The sequence below is a fragment of the Vreelandella sp. DA03-1M genome, assembly GCF_055725665.1.
This window is the reverse complement of sequence record NZ_CM146798.1, coordinates 3282495-3302616: the sequence shown is the minus strand read 5'-3', so window position 1 is coordinate 3302616 and position 20122 is coordinate 3282495. Positions and strand designations below refer to the sequence as shown.

At 56.1% G+C, this 20122-nt stretch carries 11 protein-coding genes and 1 pseudogene; 2 read left to right on the top strand and 10 right to left on the bottom strand.

The features are described from left to right. Window positions 1-30: 30 nt before the first annotated feature. Window positions 31-882 (bottom strand): ABC transporter ATP-binding protein, encoded by an 852-nt coding sequence (locus tag ACXUPB_RS15500; protein ID WP_472953308.1) that lies wholly within the window; start codon window positions 880-882, stop codon window positions 31-33. Between the two features lie 215 nt (window positions 883-1097). On the opposite strand from ACXUPB_RS15500, the pseudogene ACXUPB_RS15495 reads away from it, so the two are divergent. Beyond that, window positions 1098-3235 (top strand): annotated as a pseudogene (locus tag ACXUPB_RS15495) (TonB-dependent receptor). Between the two features lie 70 nt (window positions 3236-3305). On the opposite strand, the gene ACXUPB_RS15490 reads toward ACXUPB_RS15495, so the two are convergent. The 6 genes from ACXUPB_RS15490 to ACXUPB_RS15465 all read right to left on the bottom strand — a co-directional run bounded on the left by ACXUPB_RS15490 (window position 3306) and on the right by ACXUPB_RS15465 (window position 7972). Beyond that, complete coding sequence (locus ACXUPB_RS15490) at window positions 3306-4343, bottom strand: FecCD family ABC transporter permease (RefSeq protein ID WP_179916422.1); 1038 nt, start codon at window positions 4341-4343, stop codon at window positions 3306-3308. Next, the gene (locus ACXUPB_RS15485) at window positions 4340-5344 is read right to left on the bottom strand and encodes a FecCD family ABC transporter permease (protein WP_179916423.1); all 1005 of its coding nucleotides are present in this window, start codon (window positions 5342-5344) and stop codon (window positions 4340-4342) included. The genes ACXUPB_RS15490 and ACXUPB_RS15485 overlap by 4 nt, the downstream gene beginning before the upstream one ends. Further along, on the bottom strand, window positions 5338-6282 hold the full coding sequence (locus ACXUPB_RS15480) for an ABC transporter substrate-binding protein (RefSeq protein ID WP_472953304.1): 945 nt from the start codon (window positions 6280-6282) through the stop codon (window positions 5338-5340). Before ACXUPB_RS15480 ends, ACXUPB_RS15485 begins: the two co-directional genes overlap by 7 nt. 111 nt (window positions 6283-6393) lie before the next feature. Then, window positions 6394-6726, bottom strand: coding sequence for an AzlD domain-containing protein (locus tag ACXUPB_RS15475; protein WP_035559810.1), 333 nt, complete (start codon window positions 6724-6726; stop codon window positions 6394-6396). Further along, on the bottom strand, window positions 6723-7445 hold the full coding sequence (locus ACXUPB_RS15470) for an AzlC family ABC transporter permease (RefSeq protein ID WP_035559812.1): 723 nt from the start codon (window positions 7443-7445) through the stop codon (window positions 6723-6725). Before ACXUPB_RS15470 ends, ACXUPB_RS15475 begins: the two co-directional genes overlap by 4 nt. Further along, entirely contained in the window at window positions 7442-7972 is a 531-nt protein-coding gene (locus ACXUPB_RS15465) for a helix-turn-helix domain-containing protein (protein WP_035559814.1), read from the bottom strand. The genes ACXUPB_RS15470 and ACXUPB_RS15465 overlap by 4 nt, the downstream gene beginning before the upstream one ends. Before the next feature lie 158 nt (window positions 7973-8130). On the opposite strand from ACXUPB_RS15465, the gene ACXUPB_RS15460 reads away from it, so the two are divergent. After that, entirely contained in the window at window positions 8131-9435 is a 1305-nt protein-coding gene (locus ACXUPB_RS15460) for an MFS transporter (RefSeq protein WP_179916424.1), read from the top strand. Window positions 9436-9490: 55 nt separating this feature from the next. Here ACXUPB_RS15460 and sstT read toward each other — a convergent pair whose 3' ends face one another. The 3 genes from sstT to ACXUPB_RS15445 form a co-directional block, all read right to left on the bottom strand. Then, the gene (gene sstT / locus ACXUPB_RS15455; RefSeq protein ID WP_179916425.1) at window positions 9491-10714 is read right to left on the bottom strand and encodes a serine/threonine transporter SstT; all 1224 of its coding nucleotides are present in this window, start codon (window positions 10712-10714) and stop codon (window positions 9491-9493) included. A 221-nt stretch (window positions 10715-10935) separates the two neighbouring features. Further along, complete coding sequence (locus tag ACXUPB_RS15450) at window positions 10936-11289, bottom strand: hypothetical protein (protein WP_179916426.1); 354 nt, start codon at window positions 11287-11289, stop codon at window positions 10936-10938. Between the two features lie 160 nt (window positions 11290-11449). Further along, complete coding sequence (locus ACXUPB_RS15445) at window positions 11450-20080, bottom strand: glycoside hydrolase family 94 protein (protein WP_472953297.1); 8631 nt, start codon at window positions 20078-20080, stop codon at window positions 11450-11452. Window positions 20081-20122 lie beyond the last annotated feature (42 nt).

Below are 20122 nucleotides of genomic sequence, written 5' to 3'. Positions count from 1 at the left end.
CTTGAGTGAATTCCTCTCACCTTGGCTCACCTACACAGCGTTGCTAACAACCGCCCCTGGCTCGCTGGCGGCTTGGCGCCGTTTACGCGGCACACAAATCGGGCTGCCGCTTTCGGGGTCTTGGATCACATGGGCATCTAGGTCGAATACGCGATTGAGATTGGTTGTGGTAAAGACTTCGCTAGGCCCGCCGCTGGTGACGATACGGCCATCGCACATCATCACTAACTGATCAGCGTAGGCAGCAGCCAAGTTGAGGTCGTGGAGTACCAGTAGCAGGGTGCGGCCTTGCTCATGGGCTAGGCGCGAGAGTAGCTCTAGCAAATCTACCTGTACCTTCAGATCCAGAAACGTCGTGGGCTCATCAAGCAGAATCAGGTCGGTTTGCTGGGCCAGCACCATGGCAATCCAGCAGCGCTGGCGCTGGCCGCCGGAAAGGGCGTCTACGTAGCGATCAGCAAATTCAGTCACATGGGTAAAAGCCATCGCTTCGCGAATGGCATCGGCGTCCTGCTGAGCATTTTTCTGCCATAACCCCTGATGCGGAAATCGTCCCATCCCCACTAACTGCTTTACGCTCAGCCCTTCGGGCGCTACCGGGCCTTGAGGCAGAATCCCCAAGCGCTTGGCGACCTCCCGCGTCTTGCTGCGATGGATATCCTTGCCGTCCAAATACACATTCCCGCCAGTTGGTGTGAGTGTGCGCGCAAGGGTTTTTAGCAGCGTCGACTTGCCACTCCCATTGGGCCCCAGCAGCACGGTGAGCTTGCCTTCCTCAATCGCGATGTCGACACCATCCAGTACACGTCGATTGTCGTAGCCTGCGTGCAGCGCTTCGCCCTTTAAGCGAGGTGGCTGATGGGGATGGGAAGAGTGGGCCATGGATGTGCTCATAGGGTTATTAAAACAGGCAGAACCGTAAGCTAAAATATTCTCATTTTCAATATTTGCGACTGTCAAGTCAGCAATTTAACGAACGGTTCGCTCCAGTTGAGTAGACCTCTGTGTTCTCATACGTATAAAATAATCATTATCATTTAGATGTAGATTACGTTTTGAAGTAAAGGTTCACTCAAAAGCAAGGGGATAAAAACTAGATGTACACTAAGAAACGTCAGGTATTTTGGCCTACGGTGACACTCGCAGGTTTGGTAGCTGCCAGTCACGCTTATGGACAGGAGTCTGCTTCCACAGAACCGCAAAGTGGCGCCAGGGATGCCGACTCGACCATGGTGGTCACGGCCAGCCGTAGCCATAGCGAAGCGGGCCAAACGCCGCAGCGGGTTACGATCATTACCCGTGAACAGATCGAGCAGCAGCTGGCGATTACTGATGACCCAGGCCAGGTGCTCAGTAACCTTATTCCCTCTTACTCTCCCAGCCGACAAAAGCTCTCGAACGGGGGCGAAACATTCCGCGGCCGCGATGCCCTGTTCCTGATTGACGGAGTACCGCAGTCCAACCCTTTGCGCGAGAGCGCGCGGGATAGCTATACCATTGACCTTTCCATGGTTGAGCGTATTGAAGTAATCCATGGCGCCAGCGCCGAGCATGGTTTGGGCGCTACGGGTGGCTTGATCAACCTGGTGACCCGGCGTGCCGAGGGCGGAGGCATTAGCCAGCACGCAGGCATTAGCCTGACCATGGATGATGATCTCCAGTCGGATGGGTTGGGCCACAAGCTGGACTACCGCATTAGCGGCCAGCAAGGCGACTGGGATTTCGTTGCCGCAGCGACACGTCAGGAGCGTGGGCTCTTTTACGATGGCAACGATGAGGTTGTCGGTATCGCCTACCCAGGCGAGCTGCAAAACTCGGAAAGCTACGATCTTTTCGGCAAACTGGGTTATTGGATCGACGACAACCAGAATATTGAGGCCTCGATTAACCACTTCGATTTGGAAGAGGGTAACGACTACGTGCCGGTAGCAGGAGACCGTTCCGCCGGTATTCCGACCACGGCGCGCAAAGGCAGCCGTGACGGCGAGCCTGGATTTAATGAAGTGACCTCGGCGCGGCTTGCATACTCCCACGCGGATTGGTTTGGTAACGAGCTGGATGCCCAGGTCTATCACCAGCGCTTTCGTGCCCGCTTCGCCACCACCCCGTATTTCCCCTATCTGGATAGCGCGGGGATACCCAATACGACCAAACGCGCAATGAGTCCGATAAACAGGGGGCCAAATTCACCTTGAACCGAGTTGGCATGCTGGACGACCGTTTAGGTGTGACGGTGGGTTTGGATGTGCTGGAAGATGAGACAAGACAGATGCTGGTGCATACCGGGCGCACCTATGTGCCGGAAAGCCGCTATCGCAATGTGGCGCCTTTCCTGCAGGGCCAGTTTAAGCTCGCGGAGCCGCTCACACTGCACGCAGGGGTGCGTCACGAGCATGCTGAGCTTGAGGTGGACACCTTTCAGACCATTGACCGCAGCAACGTTACTCAAGACAACGTTACCGTTGATGGTGGCAATCCAAGCTACGATGAGACGCTATACAACGTCGGCTTAACCTATCAAGCCACCGATTGGGCACAGCTGTATGCCAACTACTCGGAAGGGTTTGGCATGCCCGACGTGGGACGGGTGCTGCGGGGTATTAGCACGGCGGGCCAGGATGTGGATACCCTGCTGCAACTTCAGCCTATCGTGACCGATAACCGGGAAATCGGGGCGCGTTTTGACTGGGATGGCTACGGGCTAGAGATCAGCTACTACGAGTCCAACTCGGATTACGGCCAGCGGCTTACCGAGCAGAATGGCACCTGGGTAGGTAGCCGGGAGAAGACTGAGATCCAAGGTGTTGAGGTTACCGGCGACATGCAGGTGGCGGATAAGCACGATCTATCGCTTTCTTATGCCCACACCGAGGGCGAGTCGGATCAGGATGGCGACGGCAGCGTAGACACCAAGCTGACCGGTATTAATATCGCGCCCGACACGCTTAAGCTGGGCTGGAGTGCTACCTGGAATGACCGCGTCTCTACGCGCTTACAGGGTAGTTACTACTTTGATCGCAGCGTCGATAATCCTGAGCTTGATTTTGACGGATACGGCCTAGTAGATGCTTCTCTAGCTTATCGCCTGCCCACCGGTAGGGTATCCGTGGGCATCGAAAACCTCACCGATGAAGATTATATTACTTATTACTCCCAAGCCGCACGCATCAGCGACGAGTACTACTTCACTGGGCGAGGCCGCACCTTCACGCTGGGGTATCAGCTAGAGTTCTAATTCACCGCTTTCTATGCTCGTTACTGTTTGGCGATGCCTTTGGGGCGCCGCTTTTTTTCGTCAATTCGCTTTAAAAGCGAGCTCGCGATTTATGCAGTAAATAAACGAAGAAGGGCGCGCCTATCCCGGCAACAAAGATACCCGCAGGTAAATCTTTGGGCAAAAACGCTACCCGACCCAGCAGATCTGCGTACAGCACAATCAAGGCGCCAACCAGCGCTGATGCAGGCACCAAGCGGGCTAGGTTGCGCCCCACCAGCTTGGCCGCCAAGTGGGGCGCAATTAAGCCTACAAAGCTTAAGCCGCCGGCAAACGCCACGGCGGCCCCGGCCAGTGCCACGCTGCAGGCCAGCAATACCAATCTGCTGCGCAGAATCGCCACCCCAAGCCCTTCGGCAACGCTATCACCTAGGGCCATGGCATCCGCATGGCGGGCGAATAGTAGGCTGATAGGCACCGCGACGACTAGCCACGGCAATAGCCCCCACACATCGTTCCATTGTGCCGCATAAAGGCTACCGGTGAGCCATACATAGGCGGTCATGGCGGCAGAGTCATCGCTGATGACGATTAACAGGGTGGTGCCAGCGCCCATGGCCGCGGCCAGGCCAATGCCGACTAGCACCATGCGCGATGGGCTAATGCCGCTTTTCCAAGCAAGGCTAACTACCAGCAATGCAGAAACCAGTGCTCCCAGCATGGCCGCAACGGGCAGCCAGTGGATGCTCAGTGTCGAGCTGAGCAGCGACAGGAACACCACTGCCGCCAGCGCCGCTCCGCTGGTAATGCCGATCACATCCGGTGACGCCAGCGGGTTACGCACGATGCTTTGCAGAATCGCGCCTGCTATCGCCAGGGCGGCACCGACCAGTATCGCCAGCGCAATGCGTGGCAGCCGCAGCTCCCAAATAATAAAGGCAATATCGCTACTCTGTGGGGCCGCCAGCGTGTTTAGCACCTGCAGCGGTGGCGTAGGAAAACTGCCTAAACAGAGCGACAGCCCGGCGCTTGCTAGCAATAAAAAGCTTAGTATCAGCAGGCGACGCAGTAAGCGATGACTGTCGCTGTTTATTACGCTGTTGAGGGTTAACGTAGCGTCTGCTCTCATTGGCCAGCCATTTTGCGTCGCGCCAGATAGATAAAGAAGGGCGTGCCGATCAGCGCAGTCATCACGCCGACCGGTATCTCCTGGGGTGGCATTAAAAAGCGCGAACCCAGATCGGCCAGCAGCAGCAAACAGGCGCCAAGTAAGGCGCAGGCAGGCAGTAGCCAGCGATGATCAATGCCGAATATTCCCCGCGCCATGTGGGGCACAATCAGGCCGACAAAACCGATCATGCCCGCCAATGCCACTGAACTGCCCGCCAGCACAATCACAATCAGCCCGAGCAGCAGCTTGATAGTGGTGGCCTGCATGCCGAGCCCGGTGACCATATCATCGCCCAGTAACAGCGCATTGGCGTGACGTACCAGCAGTGCACTGAGCAGCAGTGCTCCGCCGAAGAGCGGCAGTAAGGGCGCTACCAATGAAAGATCACGTCCCGACACCGAGCCTGCCAGCCAGTAGAGCACGCTTTCAAAACTTTGCTGATCAATCACCAACAGCCCTTGGCTGAATGACACAAACATCGCCGTTACCGCAACGCCTGCCAGCACAACCCGTAGTGGGGAAAGTTCGCCATGAGACCCTCGGCTGAGCAAAACTACCAGTATGGCCGCAACGAGTGCGCCCAGAAGGGCTGCCCAAATGTAGTGAGCGGGGGTGTGCAGCGGTAGCAAGGAGACCGCGACCACCACAAAAAACATTGCGCCAGCGTTAATGCCCAAAATGCCCGGTGACGCCAACGGGTTGCGCGTCATGGTCTGCATCAGTGCGCCGGCAATCGCCAAGCTAGCACCCACCAGCGCGGCAACCACCGCACGGGGTAAGCGTTCAGTTAAAAGAATGATGTGGGCGATGTTGGTAGGATCATAATGGGTGAGCGAACGGAACAGAGAAGAGAGAGCGATCTCCGTTGTGCCTAACATAACGCTGGCAAAGAAAGCGCCTAGCGCCACCAGCGCGCCGAGAAGCAGGCCAAGAGTTTTTGCAGCGGCGCTGTTTAACATGAAGCAGGCTTCCCATGATCTGAGGAGCGAGTCAGGCAAGCTTGATGCTGCGCCGCGCCGGGCTGCAACAACCCATATCGGCTATATAAATCATCCAGCATAGCGTTGGCCGCCAATATGCCGCCGCCCATCATCCAACTGACCGGATCAACTTCAAATACGCGCCCGCTTTGTACCGCTGAGAGTTGTTGCCAGAGAGGGTGGGAGGCCCAGTGCTGGTAATTATCCGCTATCGCAGGGTCATCTGGCTCAAGCAGAATAAACAGGGCATCGGCATCCAGCACCGGAATGTTTTCAGTACTGGAAAGCTTCATTCCCCAACGCTGGCTTTGCAGTGTCTCCGGTTGCTCAAAGCCCAGCTCCTTGAGAATCGAGCCTGCAAAGCCGCTGGTATAGATACGTACGTGGTCGCTTTTAAAACGCACCACGGCCACTTTTTGCGGCCACTCGCTGCCGAGCTTGACGGCAATTTGCTGGCGAAAATCGACAACGCGTGCGTCCCAGTGCTGTAGTAACTCACGGGCTTCAGCCTCGCGATCCGTAGCATTAGCCACCATCGTGAGCGCAGTTTTGAAGTTAAACACCGTAGGCGCTGATACCGTGGGGGCAATAGCGTTAAGTAGCGGTGCTATTTGCGCGTGACGAAAGTCGCTGGCAATGACCAGGTCAGGATTAAGCCATGCAATCTTTTCCAGGTTCGGTTGAGTTTCCAGTCCCACATGCTCGACGCTATCAAGCGCATCACGCAGATAGCGGTACATGGGCTTTTCCAGCCAGGAATCGACCACGCCAATTGGCGTCAGTCCAAGGGCGACGGCGCTATCGGTTGCGCCCTGGTAGAGCGTTACAATGCTTGGCGGCTCAGGTGGGCTGTTCGGCGTGTCCGCAGCCGCTATAAAAGAAGTGAGCGCTGTCACCGTTAACAGCAACACACTCATTAAAAACTTCCTGCGATGGGTGCGCGCTTTTAACATTAATGTCACTTTACGATAGGCTCGAATACAAGAGCCAGAATGATGGCATGAGGTAAAAGCTAATGCAAAGCATTATCAAATGTAGGCGATCACCTGCACTAACCCAAATACCGCTACCCCAGCAGCCACCGGCCAGCCTAGTGAGCGTAATTTCCACCAAACCAACAACGTGACCGATAACCCAATTGCGGTTGCGATCCAGGAAACAGCGCTTGGGTTAACCGGCATGATAGAAACACCCAGTACCGCAGCAATCATCAACGGGCCCAGAATGCCGAGCCACTGGGGCATGTTATTAATCCCGGTCGCACTGTTTAAACGGCGCTGCATCCATAGAAAAGGCACTACGCGCATGAGCAGAGTTCCCAGTGCTGAAACCACGACGGCTAGCCAGAGTGCACTGCTCATGGGTTACATCTCCTCGTTTGAAACTTCACCATATAGAAACAGATCGCGCCGCAGGCGGCGGCCAGCGGAATGGCCACGTTGCTCCAACCGAAAAAGGTAAACAACAGCGCAGCGATAATGGTGCAGCTCAGCGCCAATGCCCAGCGTTTGTCGGTAAAGCGCGGCGCGACCATGGTCAGAAACAGCGCGGGTAGGGCGAAGGGCATCACTTCACCGAGTAGTGGCCAGCGGGCGGTTAACGTTTCACCCGCCGTGGCGCCGACCATGGTGCCGATAATCCACACCCCCCAGGCCAGCAGCGATGCGCCGACAAACCAGCCAAATCGTTCAGGGGCAGGCAACTGTGGAAGCCGCGTAAGCGCCAGGGCAAATACCTGGTCGGTTAAGCCATGCATCAGCCAGGGCCAGTGGCGACTGCGCGGTAATAAAGCCGCCAGGTTCGGTCCGTAAACTACATGGCGTACGTTAATCAGTAACGTCATCGCAATCACCAGCCAAAGCGGAGAGCCCGCCGCCACCATGCCAACAAATAGAAACTGCGAGGCGCCGGCGTAAATCAGCGCTGAAATAGCGGCGGCTTCCCACATGCTAAACCCCGCCTGAGTGGCGACTAACCCAAACGAGAGCGAAACAGGAATATAGCCACCCAGCAGGGGAATGGCTTCCCGCACGCCTTTGAACGCGTGGCGGATGGGGGAGTGGTTGGCAAAGTGGTTCATGGCGTTTCGCCTTTTATGCCGTAAGTAATGGTCATCATCAAGGTGGCTTCTGCTTCTTGGGTACGATAAAGATGCGGCTGGTCGGCGGCGAAGGTAATCGTATCTCCTGGCTGAAGCGGGGTAGTGGCCCCTTCTGGCCCGGCTTCAAGCCAACCGCTAATCAACGTCAGCGATTCGCGAGTGCCGGCGGTATGGGCTTCGGCTCGGCGAAGGGTGTGGGGCGCGCAGCGCATCCAATAGGCATCCACATGGGGGGTATCTTTGCCTTGATCAATTAAGCGCACTTGTACGCCATCTTCGCCTAGCGGTACGGTAATGGGCGCCACCACTGTGCCGAAAGGCACGTTGAGCTGCACCGCCAAGCGCCAGATAGTATCCAGCGTTGGATTGCCGTTCCCTTGCTCCAGACGGCACAAATTAGATTTGGCAATGCCCGCGTCATGGGCTAACTGAGAAAGTGACCAACCCCGCGCTAATCGCAATGACTGTAAATGTTGACCTAAGGTGCTTAGGGAGAGCTGATCCATCGTCTGGTGTCCGGCTGTTCTTTATATAGAACGTTCTATATAAAGAACGTTAGCTTGTCAACGGTTATTGTGAACGCTTTCAGTGGCACTCTTTATGCATCTACTTTCTGCATGAACTTTTTTGATGAACTTTAAGTTGTCTGCTGCGAGGAAACGCAATGCGTTCATTGGCAATGCTCAAACCGGTTAAATCGATACTGCAGAGCGTGGCGTTGTTGCTGCTGGGCAACGGCTTGCTGAATACGCTGCTAACGCTGCGGGGGACTGATGAGGGCTTTTCCAGTGCGGTGCTTGGGATAATCATGTCCGGCTACTTTGTTGGCTTTATCTGCGGCACCTGGGTGAGCGGGCGCTTGATCCGTCGTATAGGTCATATCCGTACCTTTGGCTTCTGTGCCTCTATTTGTGCATCGGTAGCGCTTTTGCACCTTATCTTTGTTAACCCTTGGGTATGGTTGCCGTTGCGGGTGGTCTACGGACTTTCGTTTATTACCTTAATTACCGTGATTGAGAGCTGGCTAAATAGCCAAGCCGCTAGCCATGAGCGGGGGCGAATTTTCGCGGTTTATATGGTGGTTAACTTGGGCGCTTTAGCCACTGCTCAGCAGTTACTGCGGCTCTCCTCAACGCAAGGCTTTTTGCTCTTTGTGGTCATTGCTATTTTGATCAGTTGGGCGCTGCTACCGATTACTCTGACGCGTCGCGTGCAGCCTACAATCCCTGAGCGCCCTAAAAGCAGCTTAAAGGCGCTGTTGGGCTTTGCACCGCTGGCCGTGGCATCCGCGGCATTATCGGGGCTCGCGATGGGGGCTTTTTGGTCGATGACCCCGGTGTATGCGACGCAGCTGGGGTTTGATATTGGCGGCGTTGGGCTGGTGATGAGCGTAGCGATTATTGGCGGTGCACTACTACAAATCCCGATTGGGCGTTTTTCTGACAAACATGACCGCCCCAGAGTAATGACCTGGGTGGTGCTCTTAGCGGCGTTAATCGCCGCGGGTATGCCCTTTGCGCCCAGCCATGAAGTGCTGCTGGGGCTCTATTTTATCTGGGGTGGTTTGGCGTTTTCGCTCTATCCGCTGGCGGTGGCCCAACTGATCGACCAACTGCACCCGGATGAAATTGTTTCCGGCTCGGCGGATATGCTGGTAATGCATGGCGCTGGCTGTGCAGTGGCGCCGATTGCGGCGGGCTCACTAATGACGGCAGTGGGTAGCCAAGGCCTACCGATCTATATTGCCTGTGTGTTTACACTGCTGGGGTTGTACGCCATTTATCGTCGCCGCCATGTGACGGCATTGATTACCCACACCGCGCATTTTGAGCCGATGGTACAAAGCAGTGCAGGGGCGTTAGAAATGATCTTCGATGATACTCAGCGCGATCTATTTGATGATCCGAGTTTTTATGAAGAGGACGAGCGCGAGCGTTTGGCCGGGATTTTTAAGCCATCCAATAGTTAATGTGGGCAGCACCAGGGAGTGGCTATTATAAAAAGCCACTCCCGCTAGTGAGCGTTTATGAACGCTTCGCCTCTTGTGACTGGCAGGCGGCGGCGGTGAAGAGTACATCCGTAGAGGAGTTGAGTGCGGTTTCGGTTGAGTCCTGCACCACGCTAATCACAAAGCCAATCGCCACTGCCTGCATGGCCACTTCGGTGGGAATGCCAAACAGGCTGGCGGCCATGGGAATCAGCATCAGTGATCCGCCTGCTACGCCTGAAACGCCGCAGGCCGCCAGCGCTGACACCACGCACAGCAGCAGCGCCGTGGCGAAATCAACATTAATGCCCAGCGTGTGCGTCGTGGCCAGAGTGATAACCGTAATCGTGATAGCCGCACCGCACATGTTGATCGTCGCGCCTAACGGAATCGAAATAGAGTAGGTGTCAGGGTCGAGTTTCAGGCGGCGGCAAAGTTCTAGATTGACCGGAATATTCGCTGCTGAACTGCGGGTGAAAAAGGCGGTAATCGCGCTGCCCCGCAGGCACGTAAAGACCAGTGGATAAGGGTTTTTACGGGTGGTGACGTACACCAGTAGCGGATTGCTCACCAGCGCGACAAACAGCATGCAGCCGACGATCACAGCTAACAGCTGTGCGTAGTTGAGCAGCGCTTCAACGCCAGATTCTGCCAGCGTGCCTGCCACCAAACCCAGGATGCCCAGCGGTGCTAAACGAATGACCAGGGTAACGATGCGGGTAATTGCTGCGGATAAATCGCTTAGTGCCTGGCGGGTGGTGTCACTGGCTTGGCGCAGCGTTAAACCTAGGCCGATGGCCCAGGCCAAAATAGCGATAAAGTTAGCCTCCATCAGTGCACTAACGGGGTTGGCCACGGCGTTCAACAGCAGATCGCGCAGGACGCTAAAAATATCCCCAGGTGGGGTGCCATCCACTTGACCTGCATTCAAGGCAAGCTCGGTAGGAAAAAGAAAACTGGCTGCCACCGCAATGAATGCGGCGATCAGCGTGCCCACCACATACAGCACCAGCACAGGGCGCATGTGGGTAGGTTGACCTTTTTGATGAGCAGAGATGGCTGCCGCCACCAACACAAACACCAAAATAGGGGCCACTGCCTGTAAGGCGGCAATAAATAGCTGGCCCAGTAAGGACACATCGCTGGCAACGCCTGGTGCAAACAGGGCGAGCAATACCCCGACAACGATACCGATTAAAATCTGTGGGATAAGGCCCAGCCTTAAGAACGGCTGGAAAACTGTGTGGGCGGTGGCAAACATTGCGCAACTCTCAGGTAGTGAAAAGAAGGGCATTACGGCGATTGGCCACTAACGCACCTGAAAGGGGCGGTATTCTATCAGTTGCTTCCATGCTGCGGGCGGCTGTGTAGAAGGCGCGAAGGTTATAGGTAGGGACTGTTGATCAACGCCAGGGGGCGTCCATCAAAAATGCCCCTGCCGAGAACGCGGCCAGAGGCATTGATACAAGCTAAATTAGCGGGTCAGGCAGCAACAACCTGACGTTGTGCCGGTGCTGCTTTTGGTGCTTTGCGCATTGGTTCGTCATTCTCCGCGAGCAGTTCACTCCCGGTTATCTCTGACGTCATATCTGCCTTCATTTCAGCTTTCATTTCTGTATGACCAGGCTGCGTTAACGCCAGCACTTCAGGGGAAGTGCCCCACTTGAGCAGCATCTCATCCAGCAGTTGTTCGGCTTTTTCAGCCTGGCCCCACTGGCTAAGCAGTTGGGCAATGGCGTAGTCGCACTCGGGAGTGTCGAAGAGTTCATCCTTGATGTCTTGAATGGCGATTTGAAGGCCTGCCTTGGAAAGGTCAGTTAGCGATTCGCTGTGCATATCACGGCTCCGTGTGAAAGCAATTCTAAAATAGTGATTAATCTATTAACCACTTCACTATGTATTGTACGTGCCTTGTACGAAGGTGAGCATAATATAGCTTTCAGTGAGAAGTAAACCCCCAAAAATTAGTGACTAATAATTGTTTACCCTTATCAAATTAACGTTGAATATTAATCTTCAACTGATGGTTTTTACCGTCCAATGCGATGCGGACTTCCCCTTGCTGGAGTGCGAGTAGGCTGCCATCAAGCTGCGCGCTGGGGGCTTTCTCTGTTGCAACAACGTTAACCGCGTAATGCGTAGCGGCAACGGTAAGCGTCGCACTGAAGTCTGGCCACTCGCTAGGCAGGCAGGGTGTGATCACCAGCCAGTTCCCTTCCCGGCGGATTCCCAAGATGCCTTCAATCCCCGCGCGGTACATCCAACCTGCCGAGCCCGTATACCAAGTCCAACCGCCACGCCCGGTATGCGGTGCAACGGAGTAAACATCAGCGGCGACCACATAAGGCTCGACATGATAGCGAGCCACTTCTTCCGCCGTGCGGGCATGATTGATGGGGTTCAGCAGCGAGAAAAGCGCGTGCGCCTTACCGCCTTCGCCTAACTTGGCAAATGCCAGTATCGCCCACATGGCAGCATGGCTATATTGCCCGCCGTTTTCGCGCATACCCGGTGGATAGCCGCCGATATAACCGGGGTCGCGCTGGGGTTGGTCAAAGGGAGGCCAGAACAGTAGCGCAAGTTGCTCATCGTGCAGGATGAGTTCGCGCTCTAGCGAACGCATGGCAAGCGCTGCCCGGTGGGGTTCTGCTGCGCCTGAAAGCACCGCCCATGACTGAGCAATCGAGTCTATTCGGCACGCCTCGCTCTCTTTACTGCCCAGCCAATGACCGTCATCGTAGGTGGCTCGCCGATACCACTGGCCATCCCATCCACTGCTTTCCAGCGCACTACGAAGCGCGATCGCATGGGCACGCCACCGCTCGGTGCGTGTTGTTGCCTGCTCAGTTGAAGGCAAAGGGGAGGCGCTCGATAACGGTTGTTCACGCTGCTCGGCAAAGGGTAAAAATTGCTCCAGCGTATGCACCAGCAGCCAACCGAGCCAGACACTCTCACCTTTGCCCGCCTCGCCAACGCGGTTCATACCGTCGTTCCAATCGCCGCCACCGATCAATGGCAAGCCGTGCTCGCCGGTCAGCGTCAAGCTTTGATCCAAGCCTCGGGCGCAGTGCTCAAAGAGTGATGCCGTTTCCCCGGCTATCATGGGCTGAAAAAAGCAGTCGTGCTCATCAGGCGCCAATAACGCACCTTCAAGGAAGCTGACGGGCTCGTCCAGCACCGCCACATCTTGGGAGGTGGCTATATAACGAGCGCAGGCATAGGCAAGCCACACCCGATCATCGGATATGCGTGTACGCACCCCTTGACCGGAGTGGGGCAGCCACCAGTGCTGGACGTCCCCTTCGACAAACTGGCGAGAAGCTGCACGTAGCAAATGTTGGCGGGTGGTTTCTGGGCTGGTGAACGTCAATGCCATGCCGTCTTGCAACTGGTCGCGGAAACCATAGGCGCCGCTGGCCTGGTAGAACCCTGAGCGCGCCGTGATCCGGCAGGCAATGGTTTGGTAAAGCAGCCAGCCGTTAAGCATGATATCCATGGCGCGGTCGGGCGTAGTCACCTGCACGGCATTGAGCTGCGTTTGCCAGTGCGCGTTTATTGTGGCCAGTTCAGCGTCAATATCGGCTTCTCTATAGCGGTCAATAAGCGTCTGGGCTTCGGCCATTGAGCTTGCCTGACCCAGTAGGACGATTATCTCAACGCTTTCACCTGCTGCGAGTGTTACGCTGCGCTGTAGTGCGGCACAGGGATCCAATCCCGCACCGTGAGCAGCGGAAAGGGGCGTATTGCTGCGTAGCCCCAAGGGCGCAGCCAAGCTACCCCCGTGGCCGATGAATTCGCACCGATCGGCTGTCCAATGGGTGGGTTGAGCACCGATATCCAGAAACGCCACCCGGCCAGGGAAGGCGATATTCCAAGGGTTTTCTACCATTAGCGCGCCACTTTCAGCGTCGGGGCGTGAGATAAGGAATGGCGCTGATCCACTGCGCGAAGTGCCCAATACCCATTCGGCATAGGCCGTCACGGAAAGCTTGCGGGGACGCCCTGAGTGATTGCTAAGGCGTAGCCGCGATACTCTAAGCGGGGCATCTAACGGCACAAAGTGCAGTAGCTCAAGGCCGATACCATCTGACTGATGCTCAAACTGGCTGTAGCCGAAGCCGTGCCGGGCGATATAGCGACCATGATCACGCAGGGGGTGTGCGGTAGCGGTGAAGAGCGCCAGCGACTCCTCATCACGAACATAAATCACATCGCCGCTGGGGTCTGCCACGGGGTCGTTAGACCATGGTGTTAGCTGGTTTTCACGGCTGTTATCTGCCCATACATAGCCCGCGCCCTCCGCCGACACTTGAAAGCCGAAGCCCGGGTTGGCAATCACGTTGATCCACGGTGCAGGCGTAGCGTTGCCTGCTTCAAGTACGGTCACATACTCGCGGCCTTGCTCAGTAAAGCCCCCCAGCCCATTGAAAAACTCAAGCGCTGAAAGGGGGGGCAGGGCAGTCTCACTGGGTTTAGTGGGAGTGTGCTTGGGCAGATGGCGTTTGGTGGAAGAGTGTGATGGCAAAGCGCGCTGTTCGGGTAGTGTTAAGGCTAATTGATTGGCGAGGTTGCCGCGATGCGCCATAAACGCAACGCAGGCAATCGACTGCAGCTGTGTTCGCATCTCCATGCTCAATAAATCGGCGCGCAGCGAAATCACCGCACCCTGAGCGTAATCCTTTTTGAACCGCGGTTGGGTTTGGCTGCTGAGAATGGCCGTTTCAATCGCTTGCTGCAGATCTTGAACATAAGAGGCGCCTCGCTCATTAATAATCACCACATCGACGGCTAGCCGTTTCATCCGCCAGTACTCATGGGCGCGCAATAGTTGGCGTACCTGGGCAATGTCATCGAGGGTGTCGATACGCATCAAAATAATCGGTAGATCACCGGAGATGCCGTGTTGCCATAGCCTTGACTGCGGCCCTGCGCCGCGCTCGATGGCATCGGCTGGCGCTCTGAAGCGTGGGTCTGGATAGAGGATGGGCGCGGCTAGGCGCTGAAAATCGGCCGCCTCTTCAGGCTGAATACCCAAGTGGCGAAGCTGAACCTGCGCCTGTGTCCAGGCAAGTGTTTTGGCACGTTCAAAGGCGCTACGGTCATGGTGCTTATCAATTAGATCCATCAATGCTTCGCGGGTTGAGGCCACTACCGTCCAGAAAGCGATGCGGGTGGTCTTGCCGGGGGCGACCCGCAGTCGGTAGCGCAATGCAAACACGGGATCAAGCACGCTACCAACGCTGCCCGACAAGCGTTGATCTTTGTTCAGCGCTACAGCGTTTAGCGTAAGTTTTCCGCGGCCCAAGAACCGAGCTCGGTCAGTCTCGTATTGCAGCTCACCCACGGTTTCGCCTTCTACTACGGCAAAGTGGGCCACCCAAGCCTGGTCTTCGTCAGGCGAGCGCCGTCGCCTTGTCGCAATCAGCGCATTGAACGCTTCTAAATACTCGGTTACCACGAACATTTTGGCGAAGGCAGGGTGCGCATTGTCGGCACTGGGTGTGGTCAACACTAATTCAGAGTAGGAGGTAATATCGATATCACGGGGATGGCGGCTGCTATTGGTGAGCGAGAGGTGGCGCACTTCACAGTCATCTTCGCCTGACACCAATACCTCCATGTGACTGGTGATATCGTCGTGGCGATGCGTATAGCGAGCGTAATCTTCAGCAAATATCACATGATTGTGGTCATCGGGAGCGTCGGGCGAATGTCCGACGGTCTGGCCGGTTGCCGTCCATACGCCGGGAAGCTGGGTGTCGCGTAGAAAAATAAAGCTACCCAGATGGTCACGGGTGGCGTCGGGCTGCCAGCGGCTAATCGCAATATTACGCCACCGACTGTAGCCACCGCCGGTGGCCGTTAACATCACGGAATAACAGCCGTTAGAGAGCAAGTGAGTCACGGGCGGGCCACTGGCTACCGTCGATGCACGGCGAATGGTTTGTGCCTCGTTAATAATCTGGCTGGCGTTTGACTTCACCTCTTCCGCGCGGGGATGAACAATCGCCACATTGCGAGGCACGCGCTCTTGCAGCAGTAGCTCACTGGCTTGAATCATCGGCTCACGGTGAAAGCGCGCGCGCATTTGACCATGGTGCAGGGTATTCGCGATAGCGACGATCGTCATGCCCTGATGGTGGGCCATAAAGCTGCGTACTATGACCACGCTTTCCCCCGCAGGCAGGCGCGCGCGGGTAAAGTCGAGCGCTTCATAAAAGCCGTAGCGGCCTAGCGCGCCCATTTCCGCTAAGCGTTTAAAGTTTCGGCAGGCGCCGTTGGGGTCGACCATCGTGGCTAGACCGGTGGCGTAAGGAGCAATCACCAGATCCGCAGAGAGTCCCCGCTTGAGTCCTAAGCCAGGCACGCCAAAATTGGAGTACTGATAGGTGAACTCCATATCACGGGCGTTATAGGCAGATTCGGAGATGCCCCACGGCGCAGAGAGCTGGGTGGCATAGCTTTCTTGACGCTTCACGACGAGCCGGTTGGTTTGTTCAAGCAGGCTTCCGCCCGGAGCGCGCATCACTAGGGACGGCATGAGGTACTCAAACATTGATCCCGACCAGGAAATCAGGGCCGATCCAAACGAAAGCGGTGTGGCCGCCCGGCCCAACCTAAACCAGTGACGGGTGGGAATGTCTCCTTTGGCAATGGCGAACAGGCTGGCAAGCCGTGCCTCCGATGCCAGCAGGTCGTAGCAACTGGTATCCAGACAGTTGTCATCCAGCGAGTAACCAATCGACAGCAGTTGGCGTTCGCTGTTGAGGAGAAAAGCGAAATCCATGTTCATCGCCATGCGTCGCGCTGCCGCTGCGATTTGTTGTAAACGCAGTGATAACTCAATCTCGCTTACGTTTGCCTGGCTATCACGGTCATCGCGGTGCTGGGCCACTGAAGAGTGCAATGCTTCGACCCAAAACAGGACATCTTCGCTGCACGTGTCGGCCTTTTCATTCAGCGCTGCGCGGACCAGGCTCAGGGCTTTATGGGTGAGCTCAGCGATATCAGTCAGGCATTCCGAGGACATCGATGCCCCATTTAACTGCGCGTCGATGGCTTTAAACTGCAAGGCCAGCTGAACCGTTAACTTCTCTGACAGTGTTGAAGCGTGTTGGAGTGCCTGACGCGCAAGGTTCAGCGTGTCGGCAATACCGACACGGAGATCCGTTAAACAGCGTTCCGCCTGCCAGCTGTCGCAGGCATTGGCGATAACGATAAGGTGCCCTGCCAGATTGCCGCTATCCACCGTGGAGACATAGCGGGGGTCGAGCGGACGTAAATCTTGGGTGGCGTACCAATTATAGAAGTGCCCTCGGTAGCGTGGCAGCCCTTGCATGACCTCAAGGGTAGCTTCAAGGCGTTCCAGGGCGGCTTGAGTGCCTATCCAGCCAAAATCACGCGCAGCCAAGGTCGAAAGCAGGTAAAGCCCCATGTTGGTCGGCGAGGTGCGCTGGGCAAGCACAGGTTGAGGGTCTTCCTGAAAATTATCGGGCGGCAAGCGGTTGTCGGTGGCGGTCACGAATGTTTCGAAATAGCGCCAGGTTCTCCGGGCAATCAGCCGTAGCTCGCGTGCCTCGTCCACCGAAATAGTCGGCTGGACAACAGCGCTTTTGCTGCTGCTTAACCATGACGCCACGGCTGGTGCGGCCAACCAAAGTAGCGCCATCGGTAGCGCAATGGGCCAAGCGCTACTGGTTGTCCAAAGCGTACCGAGCGTCACCGCTAGACCCAACGCAGTGCCGGGAGCCATCCGCTGGTAGAACCCTAATACGGTCAGGGCAGGGCTTTTCATCGACTGAGCGGCAGACGTCCACTCAAGCAGTCGACGGTGGGTAATCAACACTCGAACCAAGGTTCGCGCAATGGCGTCCAGCATGCGCCACGCTTGGTCGGGTAAAAAGATGACCATCAGCAGAATTTGCACGCTACCTAGCTTCAGCTCATCAAACCAGAGGTGATAGTGGTGGCGCAGTTTTGTTGTGGCCCGGAAGGGGATAAGCGAGGTGGCCAGCGATAGCAGAACCGGCGCTCCCACCACGGCTAAGAGCAACAGCGTACTGGCGATGGCCATACTGAGCGGGAACTGCCAACTGACCGCAAGGCTTGCGAGTACTAAGGGCGGCAATACTGAACGGCGTAAGTTGCCGAGCATTTTCATGCGCCCCGTTAGTGGCAGCGCGGGCGCCAGTAGCCAGGGCAGCAACTGCCAGTCGCCGCGGGTCCAGCGGTGCTGACGCTTAGCGGCCACGTCATAGCGGGCGGGAAAATCCTCAATCACTTCGATATCGGAGGCGAGCCCCGCACGGGCAAACACCCCTTCAAATAAGTCGTGACTGAGCAAGCTGTTTTCAGGGACTCGGTTTGCCAACGATGCTTCAAATGCATCCACGGCGTAGATACCTTTACCCGCGAAGGAGCCTTCGCCAATCAAATCCTGATAGAGGTCTGAAATAGCGGCGGCGTATGGGTCCAGCCCCCCAGGTGCAGAGAATACCCGCTGATATATTGAGCCTTCCCCACCGGCGGGCAACGACGGCGTGACGCGAGGCTGCAAAATGGCGTAACCCTGGACCACGCGACATTGCTGTTCATCCATCAGCGGCTGGTTCAGCGGGTGCGCCATCTTGCCGACCAGCTGGCTAGCTGCGCCTCTGGGAAGGCGTGTGTCAGCATCCAGGGTAATGACATAGCAAACATCCGCAGGCAGCGGTGGTGGGTCGATAAAGGTGGTATCCAGCGCCCCGCGTAGCAGTCGATTTAGCTCATGCAGCTTGCCACGCTTACGCTCCCAGCCCATCCAGGTGTTTTCATTGGGGTTAAATAGCCGTCGACGATGCAGCAGAAAAAAGCGTTGATCGTTGTCCTGAGCGTTTTGACCGCCTGGGGCGGATATTGAGTAACGCTCGTTTAACTGCTCAATGGCGGCGTGAGCGGCCGAGAGAAGCGCTGCCTCATGGGGTAATTCCGCTTGGGGAGCATCAACGCCGTCAAGGAGAAGGACATAGGAAAGGGCCCCTTCGCCACTCGATAAGTGGTGCACTTCAAGTCGTTCGATCTGCTCCTGTAAGTCATCTTCACTGGTCAGCAGCGTAGGAACGGCAATCAGGGTGCGTAGATGGTTTGGAATCCCTTTAGCGAGATCAATACTGGGCAGCGGCTGGGCATCGATGCAATAGATGATCAGACGGTTAACGATCAGCGTGGCCACATCAATAATCGGTAGAAAGCCCAATATGCCCAGCAACATTAGCCAAGGTAACGGCGTTTCACCTATTTCAAGCGGCAATGAAAGCAGTAGCACGGCCGCCAACGTCATCAAGCTAAGCGTCACTACCGCCATCATTACGATATAGCTGCGAATGCCGTGGTGAATAAGGGTTCGGCGCAGTCGCTGACGAAGAGTAGGCGTAAATCCCAGCGTTTGTTCAAGGGTGGTGCGGCCTGAGCCGATTAGAAAGTAGCCGGGGTCGCCCATACGGGCCGCTTCAAGAGTATCGCTAGTGGTGGCGGCTGCTTGACGCGATAGCGAAAGCGCAGTGTCCACCACCTCAAGCTCGGCGCGCTTGGCCCCCCGGGCGAGCTGTTCTACCGCACTGCGGTATTGATTGCGGGTGGGGAAATCCAACTGCTCAAAATGGCTATGCTGATTCAAGCGCTCGTCCACCAAACTGACGCCTTCAAACAGCTCAGCCCAGTCGATGCTGGAGACAAAACGCATGCTGGTAATGATATTGCGAACCGTCACATTGGCGGCGCCTTGGCGCTGCTGGGCGTGTTGAACCATCTCTTCAATGGTTTCACCCTGATGGCTGAGCTGTTCATCAAGCCAGCCGACCAGTGGGCTGCTACGTGGGTCTAAGCCACGTAAACGCTTTGCCAATTGGGCGGTGAAGGGCTCAGCCAGTGGCCCTTGGTGAAAGTTTAGCGTGTGGGTCTCGACACTAAAGGTATGGCGCTCTAGCGCTGATTGCTGATCGGCGGGTTTTAGCCATTTAGCGGCCAAAGCATCCGCTTCGTCCCTTGCCGTCTGCTCACTGATAATTTGGTCAGCAAGGCGCCGAAGGTTCTCAATCAATACAATGCGCAGGGTAATAGCAACGGCCCAAAGCTCACCAATAGTGAGTGGCTGAACGCGTTGATAAGCCCTGATAAAGGTTTGCAGGTTATCCAGGTCGACATGGCTGTCGGTATGCGCCACAAATGCCCAGGTAATCCCCAATACCCTTGGGTAGCCAGCAAAAGGACCCTTGGCTAATTTGGGTAACTGGCGGTAATAGCCAGGGGGGAGGTCGCTGCGAATCTCACGAATTTGGGCTTCAATCAAGTGGTAGTTATCGAGCAGCCAAGCGGCAGCTGGGACGATATCGCGACCTGCGGTCAGTGCGCTGGCGCTGGCGCGGTAAACGCTTAGCAGCGTTTTAGCATTATCGTTTAGACGACGAGTTAATGACACCACCTTGGGCGGCGAGGTGGTCACCTCTTGAGCAAGCGCCAAACTGCCAGCATGTTGTTCAAGTCGCTCTGCGCTAAAGAGTTCTTCTCTAACGGGAGTAGTAGAATCCCACGGCGCAACAAACGCATGGTGCGAACGCACAAAACGGAGAAATTGGTTCACAGATTCCATCCTGGTGAAAGTGCGCTTTTATGGCCGCACAAACGATGCTTC

Excerpts from the sequence above, each read along its gene's own strand:
- ACXUPB_RS15500 (WP_472953308.1), bottom strand. The coding sequence starts at position 882 with ATGGCCCACTCTTCCCATCCCCATCAGCCACCTCGCTTAAAGGGCGAA.
- ACXUPB_RS15490 (WP_179916422.1), bottom strand. The coding sequence starts at position 4,343 with ATGAGAGCAGACGCTACGTTAACCCTCAACAGCGTAATAAACAGCGAC.
- ACXUPB_RS15485 (WP_179916423.1), bottom strand. The coding sequence starts at position 5,344 with ATGTTAAACAGCGCCGCTGCAAAAACTCTTGGCCTGCTTCTCGGCGCG.
- ACXUPB_RS15480 (WP_472953304.1), bottom strand. The coding sequence starts at position 6,282 with ATGAGTGTGTTGCTGTTAACGGTGACAGCGCTCACTTCTTTTATAGCG.
- ACXUPB_RS15475 (WP_035559810.1), bottom strand. The coding sequence starts at position 6,726 with ATGAGCAGTGCACTCTGGCTAGCCGTCGTGGTTTCAGCACTGGGAACT.
- ACXUPB_RS15470 (WP_035559812.1), bottom strand. The coding sequence starts at position 7,445 with ATGAACCACTTTGCCAACCACTCCCCCATCCGCCACGCGTTCAAAGGC.
- ACXUPB_RS15465 (WP_035559814.1), bottom strand. The coding sequence starts at position 7,972 with ATGGATCAGCTCTCCCTAAGCACCTTAGGTCAACATTTACAGTCATTG.
- ACXUPB_RS15460 (WP_179916424.1), top strand. The coding sequence starts at position 8,131 with ATGCGTTCATTGGCAATGCTCAAACCGGTTAAATCGATACTGCAGAGC.
- sstT (WP_179916425.1), bottom strand. The coding sequence starts at position 10,714 with ATGTTTGCCACCGCCCACACAGTTTTCCAGCCGTTCTTAAGGCTGGGC.
- ACXUPB_RS15450 (WP_179916426.1), bottom strand. The coding sequence starts at position 11,289 with ATGCACAGCGAATCGCTAACTGACCTTTCCAAGGCAGGCCTTCAAATC.
- ACXUPB_RS15445 (WP_472953297.1), bottom strand. The coding sequence starts at position 20,080 with ATGGAATCTGTGAACCAATTTCTCCGTTTTGTGCGTTCGCACCATGCG.